The sequence below is a fragment of the Actinocatenispora rupis genome, from assembly GCF_016861975.1.
GTDB lineage: Bacteria > Actinomycetota > Actinomycetes > Mycobacteriales > Micromonosporaceae > Actinocatenispora > Actinocatenispora rupis.
The window spans coordinates 222,039-238,783 of the sequence record NZ_BOMB01000017.1 but is presented as its reverse complement, the minus strand read 5'-3'; the positions used below and the strand labels follow the sequence as shown (position 1 = coordinate 238,783).

Below are 16,745 nucleotides of genomic sequence, written 5' to 3'. Positions count from 1 at the left end.
TACCAGTGTGTTAGCGTCTACCAACTTGGTAGTCACTAACATTTGGAGCGGGACATGACCGACCTGACCGGACGAACGGCCCTGGTGACCGGAGCGTCCCGCGGCATCGGACAGGCCATCGCGGTACGGCTCGCCGAGCGCGGCGCCGCCCTCCTCGTCCACTTCGGTACGGACCGGGCCGGCGCGGCGGCGACCGTCGAGCGGATCGGACGCGCCGGCGGCACCGCCCACGCCGTACGGGCGGAGCTGGGGGTGGACGGCGACGTCGAGACGCTGTTCGCCGGCGTCGAGGCCGTACTCGACGGGCGCCCGCTCGACATCCTCGTCAACAACGCCGCGGCCGCGCCCGCCGGACCGCTCGGCACCACCACCCCCGCCGAGTTCGACCACCTGTACGCCGTGAACGTGCGCGCGCCGTACTTCATCGTCCAGCGGGCGCTGCCGCTGCTGCGCGACGGCGGCCGCATCGTCACGGTCTCGTCGGTGGCGACCCGGATGGCCAACCCGGCGCAGACGTCGTTCGCGATGACCAAGGGCGCGGTCGAGACGATGAGCCGGACCCTGGCCGTCCAGCTCGGCCCGCGCGCGATCACGGTGAACGCGGTCGCGCCTGGCGCCACCCGTACGGCGGCCAACGGGGCGGTGTTCGACGTACCCGGGCTCGCCGAGCAGATCGCGGGACTGACCGCGCTGGACCGGCTCGGCGACGCGGACGACGTCGCCGAGATCGTCGCGTTCCTCGCCTCGGACGCCGGGCGCTGGATCACCGGTCAGGTCGTCGACGCCAGCGGCGGCCTGTTCCTCGGCCCCCGCGTCTGAGGCGTACCGGTTGCGGTGGGAGACAACTCTCACCGGCCCCGTACGACCACGACCGGCGTACGACGCGTGCACGGTAGGGTCCGCCGCATGAGTGGGCTCGACCTGGCGGCGGTCACGGCCGCGAACGACGGGTGGGTGTTGGAGCCGGACGGCTCGGAGGTCGTGGAGACCGCGGAGTACCGGCTGGTGCGGTTCCCGGAGGCGTTCCCGGATCCGCTGCAACTCCAGTGGGTGCGCTCCACCCGCCCGGCCGAGGCAGTACTCGCGGACGTGGTCGCGCGGGCCGCCGCCTTCGGCCTGCCGGAGGCGTACGTCTACGCGAAGCTCAGCGCGCCCGACGGCTTCGACGACGCGCTGCTGCGACGGGGCGCCCAGCTCGTCGACACCTGCGACGTACTCGCCCTGGCGTTGCCGGCGGACCTCGCCGCGCCCGACCTGTCCGGCCTCGACGTACGGTGGCGGACCACGCTGGCGACCGCGCGCGACGCCAACACCATCGGGATCGCCGCGTTCGGCGGGGAACCGGCCTCCGACGAGGTACTCACCGGCCGGGTGGCGGCCGACCGCGACACGGTCGCCGCGGGCACCGGTGGCGTGGCCGTCGCGTACCTCGACGGCACGCCGGTCGCCGTCGCCGGGCTGGAGATCGTCGACCGCGTGGCCCGGCTGTGGGGCGGCACCGTACTGCCCGAGTACCGGGGGCGTGGGCTCTACCGCGCGCTGGTCGCCCACCGCGCCGCGTACGCCGCCCGGCACGGCGCCACGATGGCGTTCACCCAGGGCCGCATCAGCACCAGTTCACCGATCCTGCAACGCCTCGGCTTCACCGCGTACGGTCAGGAGCGCTGCTACCGGCTCCCGCTCGCGTCGTGACGAGCGCCAGCCACGACCCGCACGTCGCCGGCGCGGATGTCGGGAACGGTCGGGGCGGGGGTGTCGAAGGTCTGCACAGCGCCCAACTCCCGCGTCTCGGTGCCGGCCTCTGTGTCACCACCCTCGCGGCCGGCCACCGCGCCGACGCACCTTGACACCGCCCGCCCCCGCCGGTCACGCCGCCGGCTGGCGGTACTTCGCCACCATCCCCGTGTACTCGTACAGCGACTGCGGGACGCCGCTGCACGTGTCGGCCGGGTCGGAACCGTCGGCCTGGCACTGCCGGTCGCGGTTGACGTTCCAGAACGTGAGCCGCCCGATCCGGTGCTGGTGGGCGTACGTGAGCACCTGCTGGAAGTCCTGGAGCGTGATGACCTCCCCCGGGTCCTCGTTGACCCCGGCGAGACTGGACAGCCCGACGTGCCGGTACGCGTCGCGGTCGCTCATCCCGTACGCGTCGCGGACGACGGTCTGCATCCCGTTCATCGCCCGGATCGACGCGTCGCCCATGTCGATGGCGCCCTTGCCGAACCAGAACGCCATGCCCGCCCACGCGGTCACGTCCAGCCCGGCCGCCTCCGCCTCGTTCACCAGGGCGACGCCCTTGCTGCTGAAGCCGGTGTCGAGCACCGGCACGGTGACATACACCTTGAGGCCGGGGTTGTTGTCCTGCAACAGCTTCAGCGCGGCGACGTTGCGTTGCCGGGCCGCCGCGTCGGCGAACTCGGCACCCTCGATGTCGAGGTCCACGGCCGTCAACCGGTACGCGTCCACCACCTTCTGGTACGCGCCGGCCAGGGCGTCGGCGCTGCCGCAGACCTGCCCCAGCTTGGTCACGCCACCGCCGCCGAGGGACGGGATCACGTCGCCGCCGGCCGCGCGGATCGCGCCGATCGCCTTGCTGGGAGCCGAATCCGCGTCGAGCGTGCCGCCGCCGTCCCATTGCGGGGCGCAGGTGTCGGCGTCCGGCGCGACCACGAACGCCAGCGTGAACCAGCGCGCGCCCGTCCGCCGCATGATGTCCACCGGATCCGGCCGGTTGTACGAATCGAGGTAGTAGTACGGCGCCGCGGCGATGGATCCGGGCGGGGTGGCCGACGCCGCGGGTACGACCGGGGTGGTCGCGTGCGCGGCGCCGGCCGTGGCCGGGAGTACGGACGCGACGGCGGTCGCCAGGACGGCGAGACGCCGCAGCGTCCGGGTACGGAACCGCGTGCGGGGGGTGGGGATGCTCAACGCTCACCGTCCAGTTCGTCGGTCTGTCGGGTGAGCGCAGCTTACGGGCCCGCGCAAGGCCCACACGGGCTCCCGCGGGCGGATCCGGCCGTCAGGCTGGCGTTCCCGCGGCGACGGCGTCGCGGAGCCGGCCGATCAGCGCGTCACCGACCCGGGCCGTCTCCCTCCGGTACGGCGTGTCGGACAGGATGAAGTGCCGGACGCCCAGCTCCGCGTACGCGTGCAGGGCGGCGCTGACGTCGTCGGGCGAGCCGACCAACCACGTCGTACCGGCGCCGCCGCCCCCGTACCGGCCGGGCGCGGTGTAGAGGCAGCTGTCGAGTACGTCGGCGCGGGTGGCCAGGTCGAGGAGGCGCTGCTGGCCGACGGCGGGGCCGCGGAGCCGGTCGGTCCGGTGCTGTTGAGCCATCGCGGCGACCTTCGCCTCGGCGTCGCGCCACGCCTCCTCGGTCGTGTCACGGACCAGCGTGGTGATGCGCAACCCGAACTCCAGCGGCGGCAGGTCCCGGTCCAGCTCGGCGCTGAGCCGGCGGAGCCGCTCGACGCGTTCGGCGATGCCGGACAGCGGTTCGCCCCAGAACAGCTGGACGTCCGCCTCGGTGGCGGAGACGCGTTCCGCGGCCGGCGAGGCGCCGCCGAAGTACAGGAGGGGGCCGGTGGTGTACGGGCGTGGCGTGACGGTGGAGTCGGTGACGCGGAAGTACTCGCCGGTGTGGGTGACGCGCTCCTCGGTCCACAGCCGCCGGGTGATGCGCATGAACTCCTTGGTCCGTGCGTACCGCTGGGCCTGGTCGCCCTCGACGTCGCCGTACGCGGCGAGGTTGTCCTGCCCGCTGACGATGTTGACCAGCAGCCGGCCGCCGCTGAGCTGGTCGAGCGTGGCGGCCGCGCTGGCGAAGTGCGCGGGCTGCCAGTACCCGGGGCGGATCGCGGCCAGCGGCCGGAAACTGGTGGTACGGGCCGCGACGGCGGTCGCGACGGTCAGCGTGTCCGGGCGCCCCCAGCCGGTGCCGATCAGCGCGCCGGACCACCCGTGCCCCTCCGCGGTACGCGCCAGGTCGGTGAGGTGGTCGAGCGTGCCGTAGCCCGCGACGGCGTCGTCACCGCGGTGCCCCGGCTCGACGGTGTTCGGCAGGTACCACAGGAATGTCAGGCTCATGCCGTCTCCCGATCTGTCACGTCGGCGTACTGGTCGGCCGGCCGGGCCAGGCCGTAGTGCTCGCGCAGCGTCCGCCCCCGGTACCCGGTCCGGAACCGGCCGCGTTCCTGCAGGATCGGCACGACCCGGTCGACGAACGCGGTCAGCCCGGACGGCAGCACGGCCGGCATGATGTTGAAGCCGTCGGCGGCGCCGTGGTCGAACCAGTCCTCGATCGCGTCGGCGACCTGCACCGGCGTACCGGTGAACGTGCGGTGCCCGCGACCGCCGCCCAGCCGCGCGATCAGCTGCCGTACGGTCAGGTGCTCGCGGCGGGCCAGGTCGACGATGAGGGTGTAGCGGCTCTTCGCGCCCTCGATCTCGGCCTCCGCCGGCAGGTCGTCCGGCAGCGGCCCGTCCAGGTCGAGGGTGTCGGGGTCGAGCCGGAACCGCGCGGCCAACTGCCGCTTGGCGTACTCGGGCAGGATCAGCCGTTCCAGCTCCGCGTCCAGTTCGCGCGCCTCGGCCTCGGTGTCGCCGAGGATCGGGACGATGCCGGGCAGGACCTTGATCCCGTCCGGGTCGCGGCCCAGCGCGGCCGCCCGCCGCTTCAGGTCGCGGTAGAACGCCTGCGCCTCCGCCAGCGTCTGCTGCGCGGTGAACACCGCCTCGGCGTGGCGCGCCGCGAACCGCCTGCCGTCCTCCGAGGACCCCGCCTGTACCAGCAGCGGGTACCCCTGCGGCGAGCGCGGCACGTTCAGCGGCCCGTCGACCCGGAAGTACCGGCCGCGGTGGTGGATCGCGCGGACCTTCGCCGGGTCGGCGTGGACGCCGGCCGCCTTGTCGGCGACGACGGCGTCGTCGGCCCAGCTGTCCCACAGCTTCCTGGACACCTCGACGAACTCCGCGGCCCGCTCGTACCGCTCGTGGTGCGGCGGCACGTCGTCGAGGCCGAAGTTGCGGGCCGCGTCGGCGCCCGCGGTCGTCACGATGTTCCACCCGGCGCGCCCGCCGCTGACATGGTCCAGCGACGCGAACCGCCGCGCCAGGTTGTACGGCTCGTTGTACGACGTGGACGCGGTGGCGATCAGTCCGATGTGCTCGGTGACGCCGGCCAGCGCGGTGAGCAGTACGGTCGGCTCCAGCTTGCCGGTGGGCCGCTGCCCCGGGTCTCCCTGCTGGACGGGACTGTCGGCGAGAAACAGCGAGTCGAGCTTGCCGCGCTCGGCGATACGCGCCAGGTTGCGGTAGTGCGCGACGTCCCACCCGGCGTACGGATCGCTCTCCGGCAGCCGCCAGGACGCCTCGTGGTGCCCCACGCTCATCAGGAATGCGTTGAGGTGCAACGGTTTCGGGTTTCGGCTCATGGTCACGCCGCCGCCCGCCGGCCCGCCGGTACGTCCTCGTCGTGCACGCCGAGCCGGTCGAGCAGGTACGCCCGCAGCTCGGCGAAGGCCGGGTCGGCGGGTGACCGGTGCGGCAGCTCGACCCGTACGTCGGTGTGCACGACACCGTCGTCGAGCAGGATCACCCGGTCGGCGAGCACGATCGCCTCGTCCACGTCGTGCGTGACCAGCAGTACCGCGGGGCGGTGGGTCTCGCACAGCCGGCGCAGCAGGGCGTGCATCCGGATGCGGGTCAGCGCGTCGAGCGCGCCGAACGGTTCGTCCGCCAGTAGCAGCTCCGGCTGGCGTACCAGGGAACGGGCCAGCGAGGCGCGCTGCTGTTCACCGCCGGACAGTTCGTGCGGCCAGGCACGTTCGCGGCCGGCCAGACCGACCTCCGCCAGCGCCCGCTCCCCGCGTACGACCGCGTCGGGTGCGCGCGACCCGAACACGACGTTCGGCAGGATCCGCTTCCACGGCAACAGTCTGGAGTCCTGGAACACCACCGAGACGGAGTCCGGGACCGTCACCTCGCCGTGCCCCGCCACGTCCCGGTCGAGGCCGGCGAGCGCCCGCAGCAGCGTGCTCTTTCCCGTACCGGAGCGCCCGATCAGCGCCACGAACTCGCCGGGCGCGACGTCCAGGTCCAACCCCCGCAACACGGTACGGCCCGGGCCGAAGTCCCGGTACAGGTCCCGCACGCGTACCGCCGGGGGTGTGCCGGTCAGCCGTCCAGTGTCCGCCGCCATGTCAGCACCTTCCTTTCCGTGAGCCGTACCGTGGCGTCGGCGAGGAAGCCGAAGACGCCGTAGATCACCAGCCCGACCACGAGCACGTCGGTCTGGCCGTACTGCTCGGCGAGCGTCATCATGTGCCCGACGCCGCTCGTCGCGTTGTACTGCTCCACCACCACGAGTCCGAGCAGCGACGAGGTCACCGCGAACCGCAGCCCGAGCAGGAATCCCGGCAGCGCGCCCGGCAGTACCACGTGGCGGACGAACTCGCCGCGCCCGATCGCCAGCGTCTCCGCCAGTTCGGCGTACCTGCCGTCGATGCCGCGCAGGCCGTTGTGGGTGTTGACGTAGATCGGGATCATGCTGATCAGCGCGATGGTCACGACCTTCATCTCCTGGCCGATCCCGAACCAGGCGATGAACAGCGGGATCAGCGCGAGCGTCGGTACCGAACGCTTGATCTGGATCGGCCCGTCGATCAGCGACTCGCCCCAGCGCGACAGCCCGGAGACCACCGCGAGTACGGTTCCGGCGAGCGCGCCGAACGCCAGCCCGAGGCCGGCGCGCGCCAGCGAGGCGAGGACGTTGCCGAGCAGGTCGTGCTCGACCCACTGGTCCCGGAACGCCGTCAGCACGTCCCACGGCGCCGTCAGGATCGCCGGGCTGATCACGCCGAACGCCGAGCCGAGTGCCCAGACCGCCAGCAGCAGCACCGGACCGACCCAGAACGCCAGCCTGATCCGCCGGCCCGGCCCCAGCCGCCGTCGTACGACCCGGGTGTCGACCGCGGCGGTCATGACGCGTCACCGGTGACCGCGCGCGACCCGGCGGCCGCGGCCTCGACCTTCTCGTACCGGCGGTCGACGAGCGTGGACACGTCGAGCTTCGGGTGATGCTGCTCCCGAGCCAGCAGGTCGGCGGTCCGCTGCAGCCGGGTGACGGCGTTGTCCCAGTTCGCCGGGATGCCCGTCGTCCCGTCGTCGGCGATGACGGCCCGCGCGTCCGCGGCGCTGAGCCCCTGCGTCCCCTCCAGGTACGCCTTCGCGTACTGGTCGGGGTGGGTGTTCTTCCACAGCAACGCGCGCGCCCGGACCGCCACGTACACCTTGAGCGCGGCGGCCTTCCCGGCGTCGCGCACCGCGCTGGTCAGGCAGTACAGGGTGGCGGCGTCGTCGCGGATGCCGGTCGGCACCGCACCGCCCCGCGGGTACTTCGCCCGGTAGATCCGGACGTTGGACGCGCCCAGCGGCGCCACGTCCACGGCCCCGCTGCCCAGCGCCGTCACGTACGAGTCGCCCGTACTTGTCAGGTCGACCAGCGTGACGTCCTTGCGGGACAACCCGGCCTTCTGCAGTACCCGCAGGACGAGCGCGCCCTGCGCCTGCCCGGCGCTGTACGCGATGCGCTTGCCCCGCAGGTCCGCCAGCGACCGGACCGTCGTGCCGGGCGCCGTGCCCAGCTCGTACGTGGGGTGCCGCAACGGATCCACCGTCACGGACTGGAACACGATCCTGGTCGACGTACCGGTCCAGGCGGCGAACAGCGACGGGATGTCGGCGACGGACGAGCAGTCGAGCTGGTCGCCGCGGAACGCCTGGATGCTCTGCGGGCCGCCGGTGATGTTGGCCCACTGGACGTCCACGCCCGCATCGGTGAGCTGCTTGCCCAGCCCCGAGGCGTCGAGGATCGCCTGCACGGACGGGTCACCGATCCGGATCTGCGTGCCGCTCGGCACGGTGTCCGGCAGCGGAGCGCTCAGCTTCAGGGACTCGCCCGACCCGCCACCGCAGCCCGCGAGTACGGGCAGCAGGACGGCGGCGAGCACCGCGGTACGACGACGGTGTGTTCTGGGGGTGGTTGTGGTCATGACCCTCGTTCCTCGCGGGATTCTGGGGGCGGATGCGCCGGAGGGGCCCGGCCGTACGGCGGGCGGCGTCGACGGGTGCCGACGGGCGCGGCAGGCGACGGGTGCGGTGACAGCGGCGACGGTGTCAGCGACAGCAGGACGCGCCGGGACACGCCAGGTCCGAGGTCGGACCGCAGAGGGGCGTGATCATCGTCGGCACCCATCCATACTATCCCTATCGGATTGGTAGACAACTCCATGGCGGGACCAATCTGCGCGACCGACCGTGTGAGCTCACGCACGACACGACACGGCTGGCGCTCGTCGTCTGACTCCTGAAGGCCACACCAACTCCGCGGGCCGAGCCGGAACCGTCGTACCGCGCCGAGCGGAACTCGAACACACGACCCGGCGGACGCAGTTCGCGCGATCGGCTGATGGCCACCGCGCCGGTCCCGCACGATGGGCAGGGAGGTGTCGAGATGAGCATCGTGACGCCCGGCTTCCACGGGCGCGGCCGACCCGCGGCGGACCTGCCGCCGGGCCAGTACCTGACGGAGGACTTTCCGGTGCTGTCGGCGGGACCGACACCGCGCGTACCGACCGGTTCGTGGACGTTCACGGTGACCACGGAGACGGGGCGGGAGTACCGGTGGACGTGGGCGGAGCTGCTCGCACTGCCCGCCGAGACGGTCACCGTCGACCTGCACTGCGTGACGAAGTGGTCGAAGCTGCGCACCACCTGGCGCGGCGTACCGCTGGACACGCTGCTGGCCGACGTCGAGACGGCCGCCGACTTCGCCGTCGCCGAGTCGTACGGCGGGTACACGACGAACCTGCCGCTGGCCGACCTGCTCGACGGCCAGGCCTGGATCGCCTACTCCTACGAGGGCGAGGACCTCACGGCCGAGCACGGCGGACCGGCGCGACTGCTCGTCCCCCACCTGTACCTGTGGAAGTCGGCGAAGTGGGTCAGCGGAATCCGGCTGTCGCACGACGACGAGCCGGGCTTCTGGGAGACGCTCGGCTACCACGAGTACGGCGACCCGTGGCGCGAGCAGCGCTACCAGGGTGACTGACGTGGCCGGCGGGACGGTCCGGCGCCTCGCCTGGCGCGTCGCCACGCTCGTCGACGGCACGCCCGAGACCGCGTCGGCCCGGACGATGACGTTCCACGTACCGGACTGGCCGGGGCACCTCGCCGGGCAGCACGTCGACCTGCGCCTCACCGCCGAGGACGGGTACCAGGCCCAGCGCAGCTACTCGCTCGCCGCACCCGCCGACGCCGACCGCATCACCCTCACGATCCAGCGGGTACCGGACGGCGAGGTCTCGCCGTACCTGACGGACACGATGAAACCCGGCGACCCCGTCGAGGTACGCGGACCGGTCGGCGGCTGGTTCGTCTGGCGCCCCGACTCCACGGCACCGGTACTCCTGGTCGCCGGCGGCTCCGGCGTCGTCCCGCTCGCGGCGATGATCCGGGCGCGCCGCGCCGCCGGCAGCCGCGTCCCGTTCCGGCTGCTCTACTCCGTCCGCACCCCCGCCGACCGGTACTACAGCGCCGATCTCGCCGGACCGCTCGACGGCGTCGACGTGACCTACGCGTACACGAGGGCGGTGCCGGACGGGTGGCCACGGCCGCCGGGACGGATCGGGGTGGCCGACGTCAACACCCACGGCTGGCCCGCGGACCTCGCGCCGGAATGCTTCGTGTGCGGGCCGACCGGCTTCGTCGAGGCCGTCGCGGACATCCTCGTCGCGCTCGGCCACGACCCCCGCCGGATCAAGACCGAACGCTTCGGCCCCACCGGAGGCTGACATGACCCACACGTACGTCGACGGCAACGCGCTCGCCGGCCCGCTCGCCGACCTGTTCGCCGTCGACCTCACGACCGCCGTACTGCGCTGCGCCGGCTGCGGCCGCACCGGACCGCTCGCCGGACTCCACGTGTACCAGAAGGCGCCCGGACTCGTCGCCCGCTGCCCCGGCTGCCAGGCCGTGATGGTACGGCTGGCGCGTACCCCGACGCGGGTGCACCTGGACCTGCACGGCACCCTCGCCCTCGCCGTATCCCTGCCGTCCTGACCCCGCGATCCCCCGCCAGCACGCCGATCCGGTCGGGTACTCCCCTGTCGCGCGCGGACGCCTGCGCCGAGTACCTGGGCACGATCGGCCGCCGCGCGGTCAGCCACGGCCCGGGGTCGGGCACTCGATGTCGGCGGACGCGCGGTCTGCTGGGGTCACGCCGTCGCGGACGCGCATCGGGCAGGGAGGCGGCGCGGCGGTGCGGCGAGTCGGAGCGGACGCTGGCGTACCCGGGGAACTCGCCGGCGACGCGGGTGGCGGTGCCCCGCCGTTCACGCTCCACGTGAGCGCGGTGAGGTGTTCGACCATCGACCGGTCACCGTCTCGTCCAGTCGGTCGGGTGCGCCGCCCGGTGCTGCCAGCGTCCGCGCACCCGTCCCGCGCGGGCGGGTACACCAGCCAGAGTCCGGACAGGCGCGGCCACATCACCGGATATGTTCGATTATTGTCGAATCTGTCGGTGGAGGTGGGCATGACCGGGGTGCACGTGCGGGAGTGGGGCGACGGGGACCGCGTCGCGGTGCTGGTGCACGGGATGACCACCGACTCCGGCTCGTACTGGCGGGTCGGGCCGGCGCTGGCCGCGCGCGGGTACCGCGTCCTCGCGCCCGACCTGCCCGGGCATGGCCGGAGCGAACGCCGCGACCGATACACGCTGGCGGACCTGGGCAGTGCCGTGGCCGGCGTGACCGGCGTCCGGCCCGCGCTGGCGGTCAGGCACTCGCTGGGCGGTCTCGTCCTGGCCACGATCGTCGACACGCTCCGGCCCGACCGCGCCGTCTACGTGGATCCGCCGTGGGGTGTGCCGCCGGGCCCGGAGGTGGCGGCTTTCCTTCGTACGCAACGGGAGTGGCCGGTCGAGCGGCTCGCGGCGTTCCATCCGCGGTGGCCCCCGAGTCGGTACCCGAGAAGCACGCGGCGCTGTCCCGCTGGGATCCGCGCACCCTGGACCTCGTCCGCGAGTACCCGGGGCCGCGGACGGCGCCGCCGACCGTACCGTCGCTCGTGGTCGTCGGCGACACCATGCCGATGGTCGACGACACCCTGGCCGACCGACTGTCCGGCGAAGGCTTCGACGTACGGCGGGTTCCGGGCACCGGCCACGTCGTCCACAACGACGACGCCGACGCCTTCCTCGCCGTACTCGACGGCTGGCTCTGACCGCCGCTCTCCCCCGTGAGCAGCTCGCGGAGGCGCGCACCGAGGCCGCCGCGATCCGGGACGAGGCTCGCGCCGACTCCGCGGCGATCGCAATCGCCCCTGTACCAAGGGACACGACCGACCGTCGCGCCGGCGGTCGCGCGCCGCCCACCCCTCCGCACCGTTGCCCGCCGGCAGCCGGCACGGCTCCGTGACAGCCGCTCCCGCCGCCAGCTCGCACCCTGACCGCGCCACGCCTGATACGCGACCAGGGGTCTCGCCGTTCGACCCGAGGCAGGGGTCGCGGACGGCGCGTCCCGGCGATCGAGCCGCACAGCCGGGCCGGCGGCGGTGACGGGAGCGGAACGCGGACGGCGCCCGGGATCCCCGAACGGGGTCGAACCGCACGCCGTCCGCCACCACCCGCCGGGATCCGCCGACTTCGGTTTATTTTGAAATTCGTATGATACGGTTCAGATGTTGTACGGGTTTCGTCGAGTGTCGGTACCGCTCGGCGCGTGGACGACGAGGAGTCGTGATGTTGTTGATCACCGGTGCGACCGGGGCGCTGGGGCGCCACCTGGTCGACACGCTGTTGACCGGCGGGGCCGAGATCCGTGCCGTGTCACGGGATCCCGCGGCGGCGCGGTTGCCGGCCGGGGTCGAGGTCGTGGCGGCGGACCCGTCGCGTCCGGACACGATGGACGGTGCGCTCGCGGGCGTCACCGGGATGTTCCTGCACCCGCGCGCGGTCGGCGACGCGGCGTACGGGATCGTTGCGGCGGCGCGGAAGTACGGGGTGGCGAAGGTGGTGGCGCTGTCGGCGATCAACGTCGACGACGACGATGCCGAGCAGCCGTCGCGGTACCGCGGGGATCGGAACCGGGAGGCCGAGGAGGCCGCGGCCGGCAGCGGGCTGGCGTGGACGAGCCTGCGGGCCGGGGCGTTCGCGAGCAACGCGGCGCAGGCGTGGGGTGCGCAGATCCGCGCCGGTGACGTGGTGCGCTATCCGTACGCGGGATTCGAGGAGTGTCCGGTCGACGAGCGGGACCTGGCGGAGGTGGCGGCCCGCGCGCTGCTGACCGACGAGCTGGTGGGGCGGCGGTTGTCGCTGACCGGGCCGGCGTCGATCACGCACGCGGACATGGTCGCCACGATCGGCGCCGCGCTCGGCCGACCGCTGCGGTACGAGGAGGTGCCGCCCGATCTGGCCCTGCGCGGGATGGTCGCGGCCGGGCTGCCGGAGCCGTTCGTGGCCGCGCTCCTCCGTCGGTACGCGCAGGCGCCGCGGCAGCTGCCGACCGACGACGTACGACGGGCGCTCGGGCGGCCGGCCCGGACGTTCGCCGACTGGGTCGCCGACCACACCGACGCGTTCCGTACCGGACCGGCACGAACCGGCGCCGTGCCTGCGGTGTGAGATGCCGACCGTCTCGACACGGACGGCGCAGGCCCGTGAGATCGTGCTGCTCGATGGATTCCCCGCCGTGCTCCTCCGCGAGTTCGTCGCGGAGTGGCGCGAGGGCACGAGAATCCCTGCGCTGCAAGGGTTCCGGCGAGTACCGGGACCTTCACGGCGGCCGCGCCGCGGATACCCGCAGCCCGTCCGGCAGTGCCGTGCGTCGCCTGCGGTGTGGGCGCCCGGACCCGCGGCCACGGCGTCACGGAGGATGGGGAGATGCCAACCTCCGTCGTCGTCGCCCAGGTCCCCGTCAGCTGGGACACCGCCACCAACCGGACCACGTTCCGGGAGGTACTCGACGAGACCCGCCCGGGTGAGGTCGTCGTCCTGCCCGAGGGTCTGTTGTCGGGGTACGGGGACGACCTGTCGCCGCTCGACTCGCTCGACCCTGACGAGGTGACCGACGCGGTCCGGTACGCGGCCGGGTTGGCGGAGCGGAAGCAGGTGGACGTCTTCTGCGGCACGCTGCTGCCCGTACCGGGTGGCTGGTGCAACGCCGGCCTGTACTTCCCCGCGCGCGGCGCGTACCAGGAGTACCGGAAGGTGAACCTGGCGGTGCACGAGCGCGGCCGGTTGGTCGCCGGCGACCGGCTGCCGACGTACGACGTGGCCGGCGCCGGCACGGTCGGAATGCAGCTGTGCCGGGAGATCCGCTTCCCGGAGCAGTGGCAGCACCTGGCCGCGGCCGGCGCGCAGCTGTTCGTCTACCTGACGAACGCGGCCAACAGCCGCGAACCGGCCGGTGTCTGGCGCAGCCACCTGATCAGCCGCGCGGCGGAGAACCAGCGGTTCCTGGTGTCCGCGAACATCGCACACCCCGACCAGCACTGCCCCAGCCTCGTACTCTCCCCCCGCGGCGAGGTACTCGGTGAGCTGCCCGCCGGCCGACCCGGTCTGCTGCGGCACACGCTGGACCTGACCGAGGCCGGGGACTGGTACCTCGGGCAACGCCGGCGGGACGTCGTCGCCGTGACCTACCAGGCGTCCCCGGACCGCGCCACGCCGGGAGAGGGCTGACCCGAGCATCGCCGAGAAGTACGAGCCGGGCCTTGCGGAAACCGCGCCGTAGAGCCGAACGGTGCGGGCGAATGCCGACGGTACGGCGGACTCCCGGCCACCGGCGGCACCGTGCGCAGCGGGCCGGGGGCGCGATCGCCGACCTAGACTGGATGCAGGGACTCGGCCACGATGCCGCGAGGAGCCGCTGGGTCCGACAGGCGACCGTCACCGCCGTGCCGGATGCGTACCGGGGCTTCGCGAATCGTCCGCGGGGAAAGGAAGTGGGCGGTCGTGAGTATCACCCGCCGACTGGCGATGCTGTTCCACATCAAGACGAACAAGATGCTCGACAGGGCCGAGGATCCGCGCGAGGTCCTGGACTACTCGTACGAGCGGCAGATGGAGATGTTGACGCAGCTTCGCCGCGGCCTGGCCGACGTGGCCACCAGCCGCAAGCGGCTCGATCTGCAGGCGACGCAGTTGCAGGACTCCGTCGACCGGCTCGGTGACCAGGCGCGGCAGGCGGTGGCGGCCGGTTCGGACGGGTTGGCGCGGGAGGCGCTCACCCGGCGGCAGGCCGCCCAGGCGCAGCTCGCGGATCTGGCTCAACAGCGCGAATCCCTGATCGCCGAGCAGGACAAGCTGACGCTCGGCGCGCAGCGGCTGGAGGCCAAGATCGAGGTGTTCCGGACGCGCAAGGAGACGATCAAGGCCACGTACACGGCGGCGGAGGCGCAGACCCGGATCAACGAGGCGGTCTCCGGCATCTCGGAGGAGATGGGCGACGTGGGCATGGCGATGCAGCGCGCGGAGGACAGGACCGCGCAGATGACCGCCCGCGCCGGCGCCCTCGACGACCTGCTCGCCTCCGGCGCGCTGGAGGACGCGACCCGGCCCGCCGGCCGCGACGACATCCAGGCCCGGCTGGACGCACTGACGACCGGCGACTCGGTGGAGCGCGACCTGGCCGCGCTGAAGGCCGGTACGGCGCTGCCCGCTCCGCCCGAGCCGAAGGCCATCACCGACCGCGCCGACCGCCGGGAGCGCCCGTCATGATCGTCCGTATCCTCGGCGAGGGCCAGTACGATGTGCCGCCGGTGGCGCTGGACGAGCTGAACGTGCACGACGACGCCGTACAGGAGGCTGCGGACGCGGGCGACGAGGGCGCGTTCACCGCCGCGCTGGCCAGCCTGCTCGACACGGTCCGCGCCCGGGGCACCGCGCTCGACGCGTCGGCGCTCGTACCGTCGGAACTGATCCTGCCCGCCCCGGACGCCCCGATGGCCGAAGTCCAGGCCATGCTCGGCGACGAGGGCCTCATCCCGGGTTGATCCGATGCGCACCCGGTTCCGGCCCGATCGGCAGTTGACCGCCCGCATGGTCCTGACCGCGTTCCTGCTCGGCCTGCTGTACGTGGCGTTCGTCGCGGTCCTGGTCGTTCTCATCCGGTCCGTCGTGGTGATCGTACTGATCGCCGGCGGACTGCTCGTCGCGCAGTTCTTCTTCTCCGACCGGATCGCCCTGCTGGCGATGCGCGCCCAGGTCGTCACTCCCGAGCAGGAGCCGCGGCTGCACGGGATCCTGGATCGGTTGTGCGCCAACGCCGACATGGCCAAGCCGCGGCTGGCGGTCGCCGACACCGACCTGCCCAACGCGTTCGCCACCGGCCGCAACACCCGGCACGCGGTCGTCTGCGTGACCACCGGACTCACCCGGCGCCTCGACACCACCGAACTCGAAGGCGTGCTCTCCCACGAACTCTCGCACATCGCGCACCGCGACGTCGTCGTCATGACCGTCGCGTCCTTCCTCGGCGTACTCGCCGGTCTGGTCACCCGCTTCGCGTTCTACTCCGAACTGTTCGGCGGCCGCCGGCGCACCGACCAGAACACCGCCCTCGTACTGGCGCTCGTGATGCTGGTGTCCGCGGTCGTGTACGCGGTGAGCTTCCTGCTGATCCGGGCCCTGTCCCGCTACCGGGAGCTGGCCGCCGACCGCGCCGGCGTGATGCTGACCGGTCAGCCGTCAGCGCTCGCGTCCGCGCTGACCAAGATCAGCGGCGACATGAGCCGCATCCCCAAGGACGACCTGCGGACGGCGCAGGCGTTCAACGCGTTCTTCTTCACCCCGGCGGTACGCTCCGGCTCCGGCCTCGCCGCGATCCTCTCCACCCACCCCACCCTGGAACGCCGGCTCGACCAGCTCGCCCAGCTCTCCCAGCAGCTCGGGACGGCCGGCCGATGAGATTCCTCGACGTACTGCTCGGGCGGAGCAGGCCGGCCACGCCGAACCTCGACGTGCTCTTCGCCGTACCGGCCGCGGCGACCACGCTGGACGCCGCGCTCGACCTGGTACCCACCGGCACCGGTTCGGTGTGCTTCAGTACCGCCGAGGGGTCCGCCGGGGCGCGAGCGCAGACCGACGCGCTGGCCCTGCTGCGTACCGAGAACACGGCCGACACGACCGTCAGCCGGGACGAGTACGGGTACACGTGGATCACCCGGCGGCGGCCCGACGCCGACGTCGCCGCGCTCGTCACCGACCTGCACGCGGTCAACACCACCCTGGTCGACGCCGGACTCGGCTCCGCGCTGCTGTGCACCGTCATCGGCTTCAGCAGCGGCGTACGGCGGCTCGGGCTGGTGTACCTGTTCAAGCGCGGCACGCTCTACCCGTTCGCGCCGACCGGCGGGCAGACCCGCGACACCGCACTGGAGATGCAGGTACGCGCGCAGCTGACCGGCGAGCTGCCCGTCGAGGCCGACCTGAGCCGCTGGTTCCCCATCTGGGGGGCGCCCACCCCCTGACCCCCTTGCCCACCAACGCATCCCGCACACCCGCTGCCCGGCGCCCGGTACGCCAGCCGCGGGCGTACGGCTCCACCGGTTCGTCCAGCCCCCGGGATCCGCTGCACACCGATCGCCGTACGCCGGATCCGCGCCGCCCTGCGGTGGCCCTCGGTGCACCAACGGTTCGCCGGCCGCTCGGGTCGGGACCGACGGCACGGCATGTCCGGGGCGAACG

18 protein-coding genes are annotated in these 16,745 nt (G+C 72.9%); 12 read left to right on the top strand and 6 right to left on the bottom strand.

What is annotated here, in order from left to right:
* The first annotated feature begins 54 nt into the window (after positions 1–54).
* Positions 55–819, top strand: coding sequence for an SDR family oxidoreductase (locus tag Aru02nite_RS15955; protein WP_203658299.1), 765 nt, complete (start codon positions 55–57; stop codon positions 817–819).
* A gap of 87 nt (positions 820–906) precedes the next feature.
* A complete protein-coding gene (locus Aru02nite_RS15950; protein WP_203658298.1) occupies positions 907–1,692 on the top strand; it encodes a GNAT family N-acetyltransferase in 786 nt (261 codons plus the stop codon).
* 174 nt (positions 1,693–1,866) lie between these two features.
* Here the strand turns inward: Aru02nite_RS15950 and Aru02nite_RS15945 are convergent, their stop codons facing one another.
* From Aru02nite_RS15945 to Aru02nite_RS15920, 6 genes are all read right to left on the bottom strand, one after another.
* A complete protein-coding gene (locus tag Aru02nite_RS15945; RefSeq protein ID WP_203658297.1) occupies positions 1,867–2,928 on the bottom strand; it encodes a chitinase in 1,062 nt (353 codons plus the stop codon).
* Positions 2,929–3,019: 91 nt separating this feature from the next.
* A complete protein-coding gene (locus Aru02nite_RS15940; RefSeq protein ID WP_203658296.1) occupies positions 3,020–4,087 on the bottom strand; it encodes an LLM class flavin-dependent oxidoreductase in 1,068 nt (355 codons plus the stop codon).
* Complete coding sequence (locus Aru02nite_RS15935) at positions 4,084–5,433, bottom strand: LLM class flavin-dependent oxidoreductase (protein WP_203658336.1); 1,350 nt, start codon at positions 5,431–5,433, stop codon at positions 4,084–4,086. Before Aru02nite_RS15935 ends, Aru02nite_RS15940 begins: the two co-directional genes overlap by 4 nt.
* A 2-nt stretch (positions 5,434–5,435) precedes the next feature.
* Positions 5,436–6,200, bottom strand: a complete 765-nt coding sequence (locus Aru02nite_RS15930; protein ID WP_203658295.1) for an ABC transporter ATP-binding protein — start codon at positions 6,198–6,200, stop codon at positions 5,436–5,438.
* The gene (locus Aru02nite_RS15925; RefSeq protein ID WP_203658294.1) at positions 6,176–6,982 is read right to left on the bottom strand and encodes an ABC transporter permease; all 807 of its coding nucleotides are present in this window, start codon (positions 6,980–6,982) and stop codon (positions 6,176–6,178) included. The genes Aru02nite_RS15930 and Aru02nite_RS15925 overlap by 25 nt, the downstream gene beginning before the upstream one ends.
* Positions 6,979–8,052 (bottom strand): ABC transporter substrate-binding protein, encoded by a 1,074-nt coding sequence (locus Aru02nite_RS15920; protein ID WP_203658293.1) that lies wholly within the window; start codon positions 8,050–8,052, stop codon positions 6,979–6,981. Before Aru02nite_RS15920 ends, Aru02nite_RS15925 begins: the two co-directional genes overlap by 4 nt.
* 461 nt (positions 8,053–8,513) lie before the next feature.
* Here Aru02nite_RS15920 and Aru02nite_RS15915 point away from each other — a divergent pair, with 461 nt between their 5' ends.
* From Aru02nite_RS15915 to pspAB, 10 genes are all read left to right on the top strand, one after another.
* Complete coding sequence (locus Aru02nite_RS15915) at positions 8,514–9,110, top strand: sulfite oxidase-like oxidoreductase (RefSeq protein WP_203658292.1); 597 nt, start codon at positions 8,514–8,516, stop codon at positions 9,108–9,110.
* A gap of 1 nt (position 9,111) precedes the next feature.
* Positions 9,112–9,852, top strand: coding sequence for a ferredoxin reductase (locus Aru02nite_RS15910; protein WP_203658291.1), 741 nt, complete (start codon positions 9,112–9,114; stop codon positions 9,850–9,852).
* Position 9,853: 1 nt separating this feature from the next.
* Complete coding sequence (locus Aru02nite_RS15905; RefSeq protein ID WP_203658290.1) at positions 9,854–10,120, top strand: DUF6510 family protein; 267 nt, start codon at positions 9,854–9,856, stop codon at positions 10,118–10,120.
* Positions 10,121–10,247: 127 nt separating this feature from the next.
* Positions 10,248–11,300, top strand: coding sequence for an alpha/beta fold hydrolase (locus Aru02nite_RS37575; protein ID WP_373324872.1), 1,053 nt, complete (start codon positions 10,248–10,250; stop codon positions 11,298–11,300).
* Between the two features lie 498 nt (positions 11,301–11,798).
* Positions 11,799–12,680: an NAD(P)H-binding protein gene (locus Aru02nite_RS15895; protein WP_203658288.1), complete on the top strand. Its 882-nt coding sequence runs from the start codon at positions 11,799–11,801 to the stop codon at positions 12,678–12,680.
* 258 nt (positions 12,681–12,938) lie between these two features.
* Positions 12,939–13,739 (top strand): carbon-nitrogen hydrolase family protein, encoded by an 801-nt coding sequence (locus tag Aru02nite_RS15890; RefSeq protein ID WP_203658287.1) that lies wholly within the window; start codon positions 12,939–12,941, stop codon positions 13,737–13,739.
* Positions 13,740–14,012: 273 nt separating this feature from the next.
* Positions 14,013–14,777, top strand: coding sequence for a PspA/IM30 family protein (locus Aru02nite_RS15885; protein ID WP_203658286.1), 765 nt, complete (start codon positions 14,013–14,015; stop codon positions 14,775–14,777).
* Entirely contained in the window at positions 14,774–15,052 is a 279-nt protein-coding gene (gene pspAA, locus Aru02nite_RS15880) for a PspA-associated protein PspAA (RefSeq protein WP_203658285.1), read from the top strand. The genes Aru02nite_RS15885 and pspAA overlap by 4 nt, the downstream gene beginning before the upstream one ends.
* Positions 15,053–15,056: 4 nt before the next feature.
* Positions 15,057–15,965: a zinc metalloprotease HtpX gene (gene htpX, locus Aru02nite_RS15875; RefSeq protein ID WP_203658284.1), complete on the top strand. Its 909-nt coding sequence runs from the start codon at positions 15,057–15,059 to the stop codon at positions 15,963–15,965.
* Positions 15,962–16,528 (top strand): PspA-associated protein PspAB, encoded by a 567-nt coding sequence (gene pspAB, locus Aru02nite_RS15870; RefSeq protein WP_203658283.1) that lies wholly within the window; start codon positions 15,962–15,964, stop codon positions 16,526–16,528. The genes htpX and pspAB overlap by 4 nt, the downstream gene beginning before the upstream one ends.
* Positions 16,529–16,745: the final 217 nt, after the last annotated feature.

Excerpts from the sequence above, each read along its gene's own strand:
- Aru02nite_RS15955 (WP_203658299.1), top strand. The coding sequence starts at position 55 with ATGACCGACCTGACCGGACGAACGGCCCTGGTGACCGGAGCGTCCCGC.
- Aru02nite_RS15950 (WP_203658298.1), top strand. The coding sequence starts at position 907 with ATGAGTGGGCTCGACCTGGCGGCGGTCACGGCCGCGAACGACGGGTGG.
- Aru02nite_RS15940 (WP_203658296.1), bottom strand. The coding sequence starts at position 4,087 with ATGAGCCTGACATTCCTGTGGTACCTGCCGAACACCGTCGAGCCGGGG.
- Aru02nite_RS15935 (WP_203658336.1), bottom strand. The coding sequence starts at position 5,433 with ATGAGCCGAAACCCGAAACCGTTGCACCTCAACGCATTCCTGATGAGC.
- Aru02nite_RS15930 (WP_203658295.1), bottom strand. The coding sequence starts at position 6,200 with ATGGCGGCGGACACTGGACGGCTGACCGGCACACCCCCGGCGGTACGC.
- Aru02nite_RS15925 (WP_203658294.1), bottom strand. The coding sequence starts at position 6,982 with ATGACCGCCGCGGTCGACACCCGGGTCGTACGACGGCGGCTGGGGCCG.
- Aru02nite_RS15920 (WP_203658293.1), bottom strand. The coding sequence starts at position 8,052 with ATGACCACAACCACCCCCAGAACACACCGTCGTCGTACCGCGGTGCTC.
- Aru02nite_RS15915 (WP_203658292.1), top strand. The coding sequence starts at position 8,514 with ATGAGCATCGTGACGCCCGGCTTCCACGGGCGCGGCCGACCCGCGGCG.
- Aru02nite_RS15905 (WP_203658290.1), top strand. The coding sequence starts at position 9,854 with ATGACCCACACGTACGTCGACGGCAACGCGCTCGCCGGCCCGCTCGCC.
- Aru02nite_RS37575 (WP_373324872.1), top strand. The coding sequence starts at position 10,248 with ATGTCGGCGGACGCGCGGTCTGCTGGGGTCACGCCGTCGCGGACGCGC.
- Aru02nite_RS15895 (WP_203658288.1), top strand. The coding sequence starts at position 11,799 with ATGTTGTTGATCACCGGTGCGACCGGGGCGCTGGGGCGCCACCTGGTC.
- Aru02nite_RS15890 (WP_203658287.1), top strand. The coding sequence starts at position 12,939 with ATGCCAACCTCCGTCGTCGTCGCCCAGGTCCCCGTCAGCTGGGACACC.
- pspAA (WP_203658285.1), top strand. The coding sequence starts at position 14,774 with ATGATCGTCCGTATCCTCGGCGAGGGCCAGTACGATGTGCCGCCGGTG.
- htpX (WP_203658284.1), top strand. The coding sequence starts at position 15,057 with ATGCGCACCCGGTTCCGGCCCGATCGGCAGTTGACCGCCCGCATGGTC.
- pspAB (WP_203658283.1), top strand. The coding sequence starts at position 15,962 with ATGAGATTCCTCGACGTACTGCTCGGGCGGAGCAGGCCGGCCACGCCG.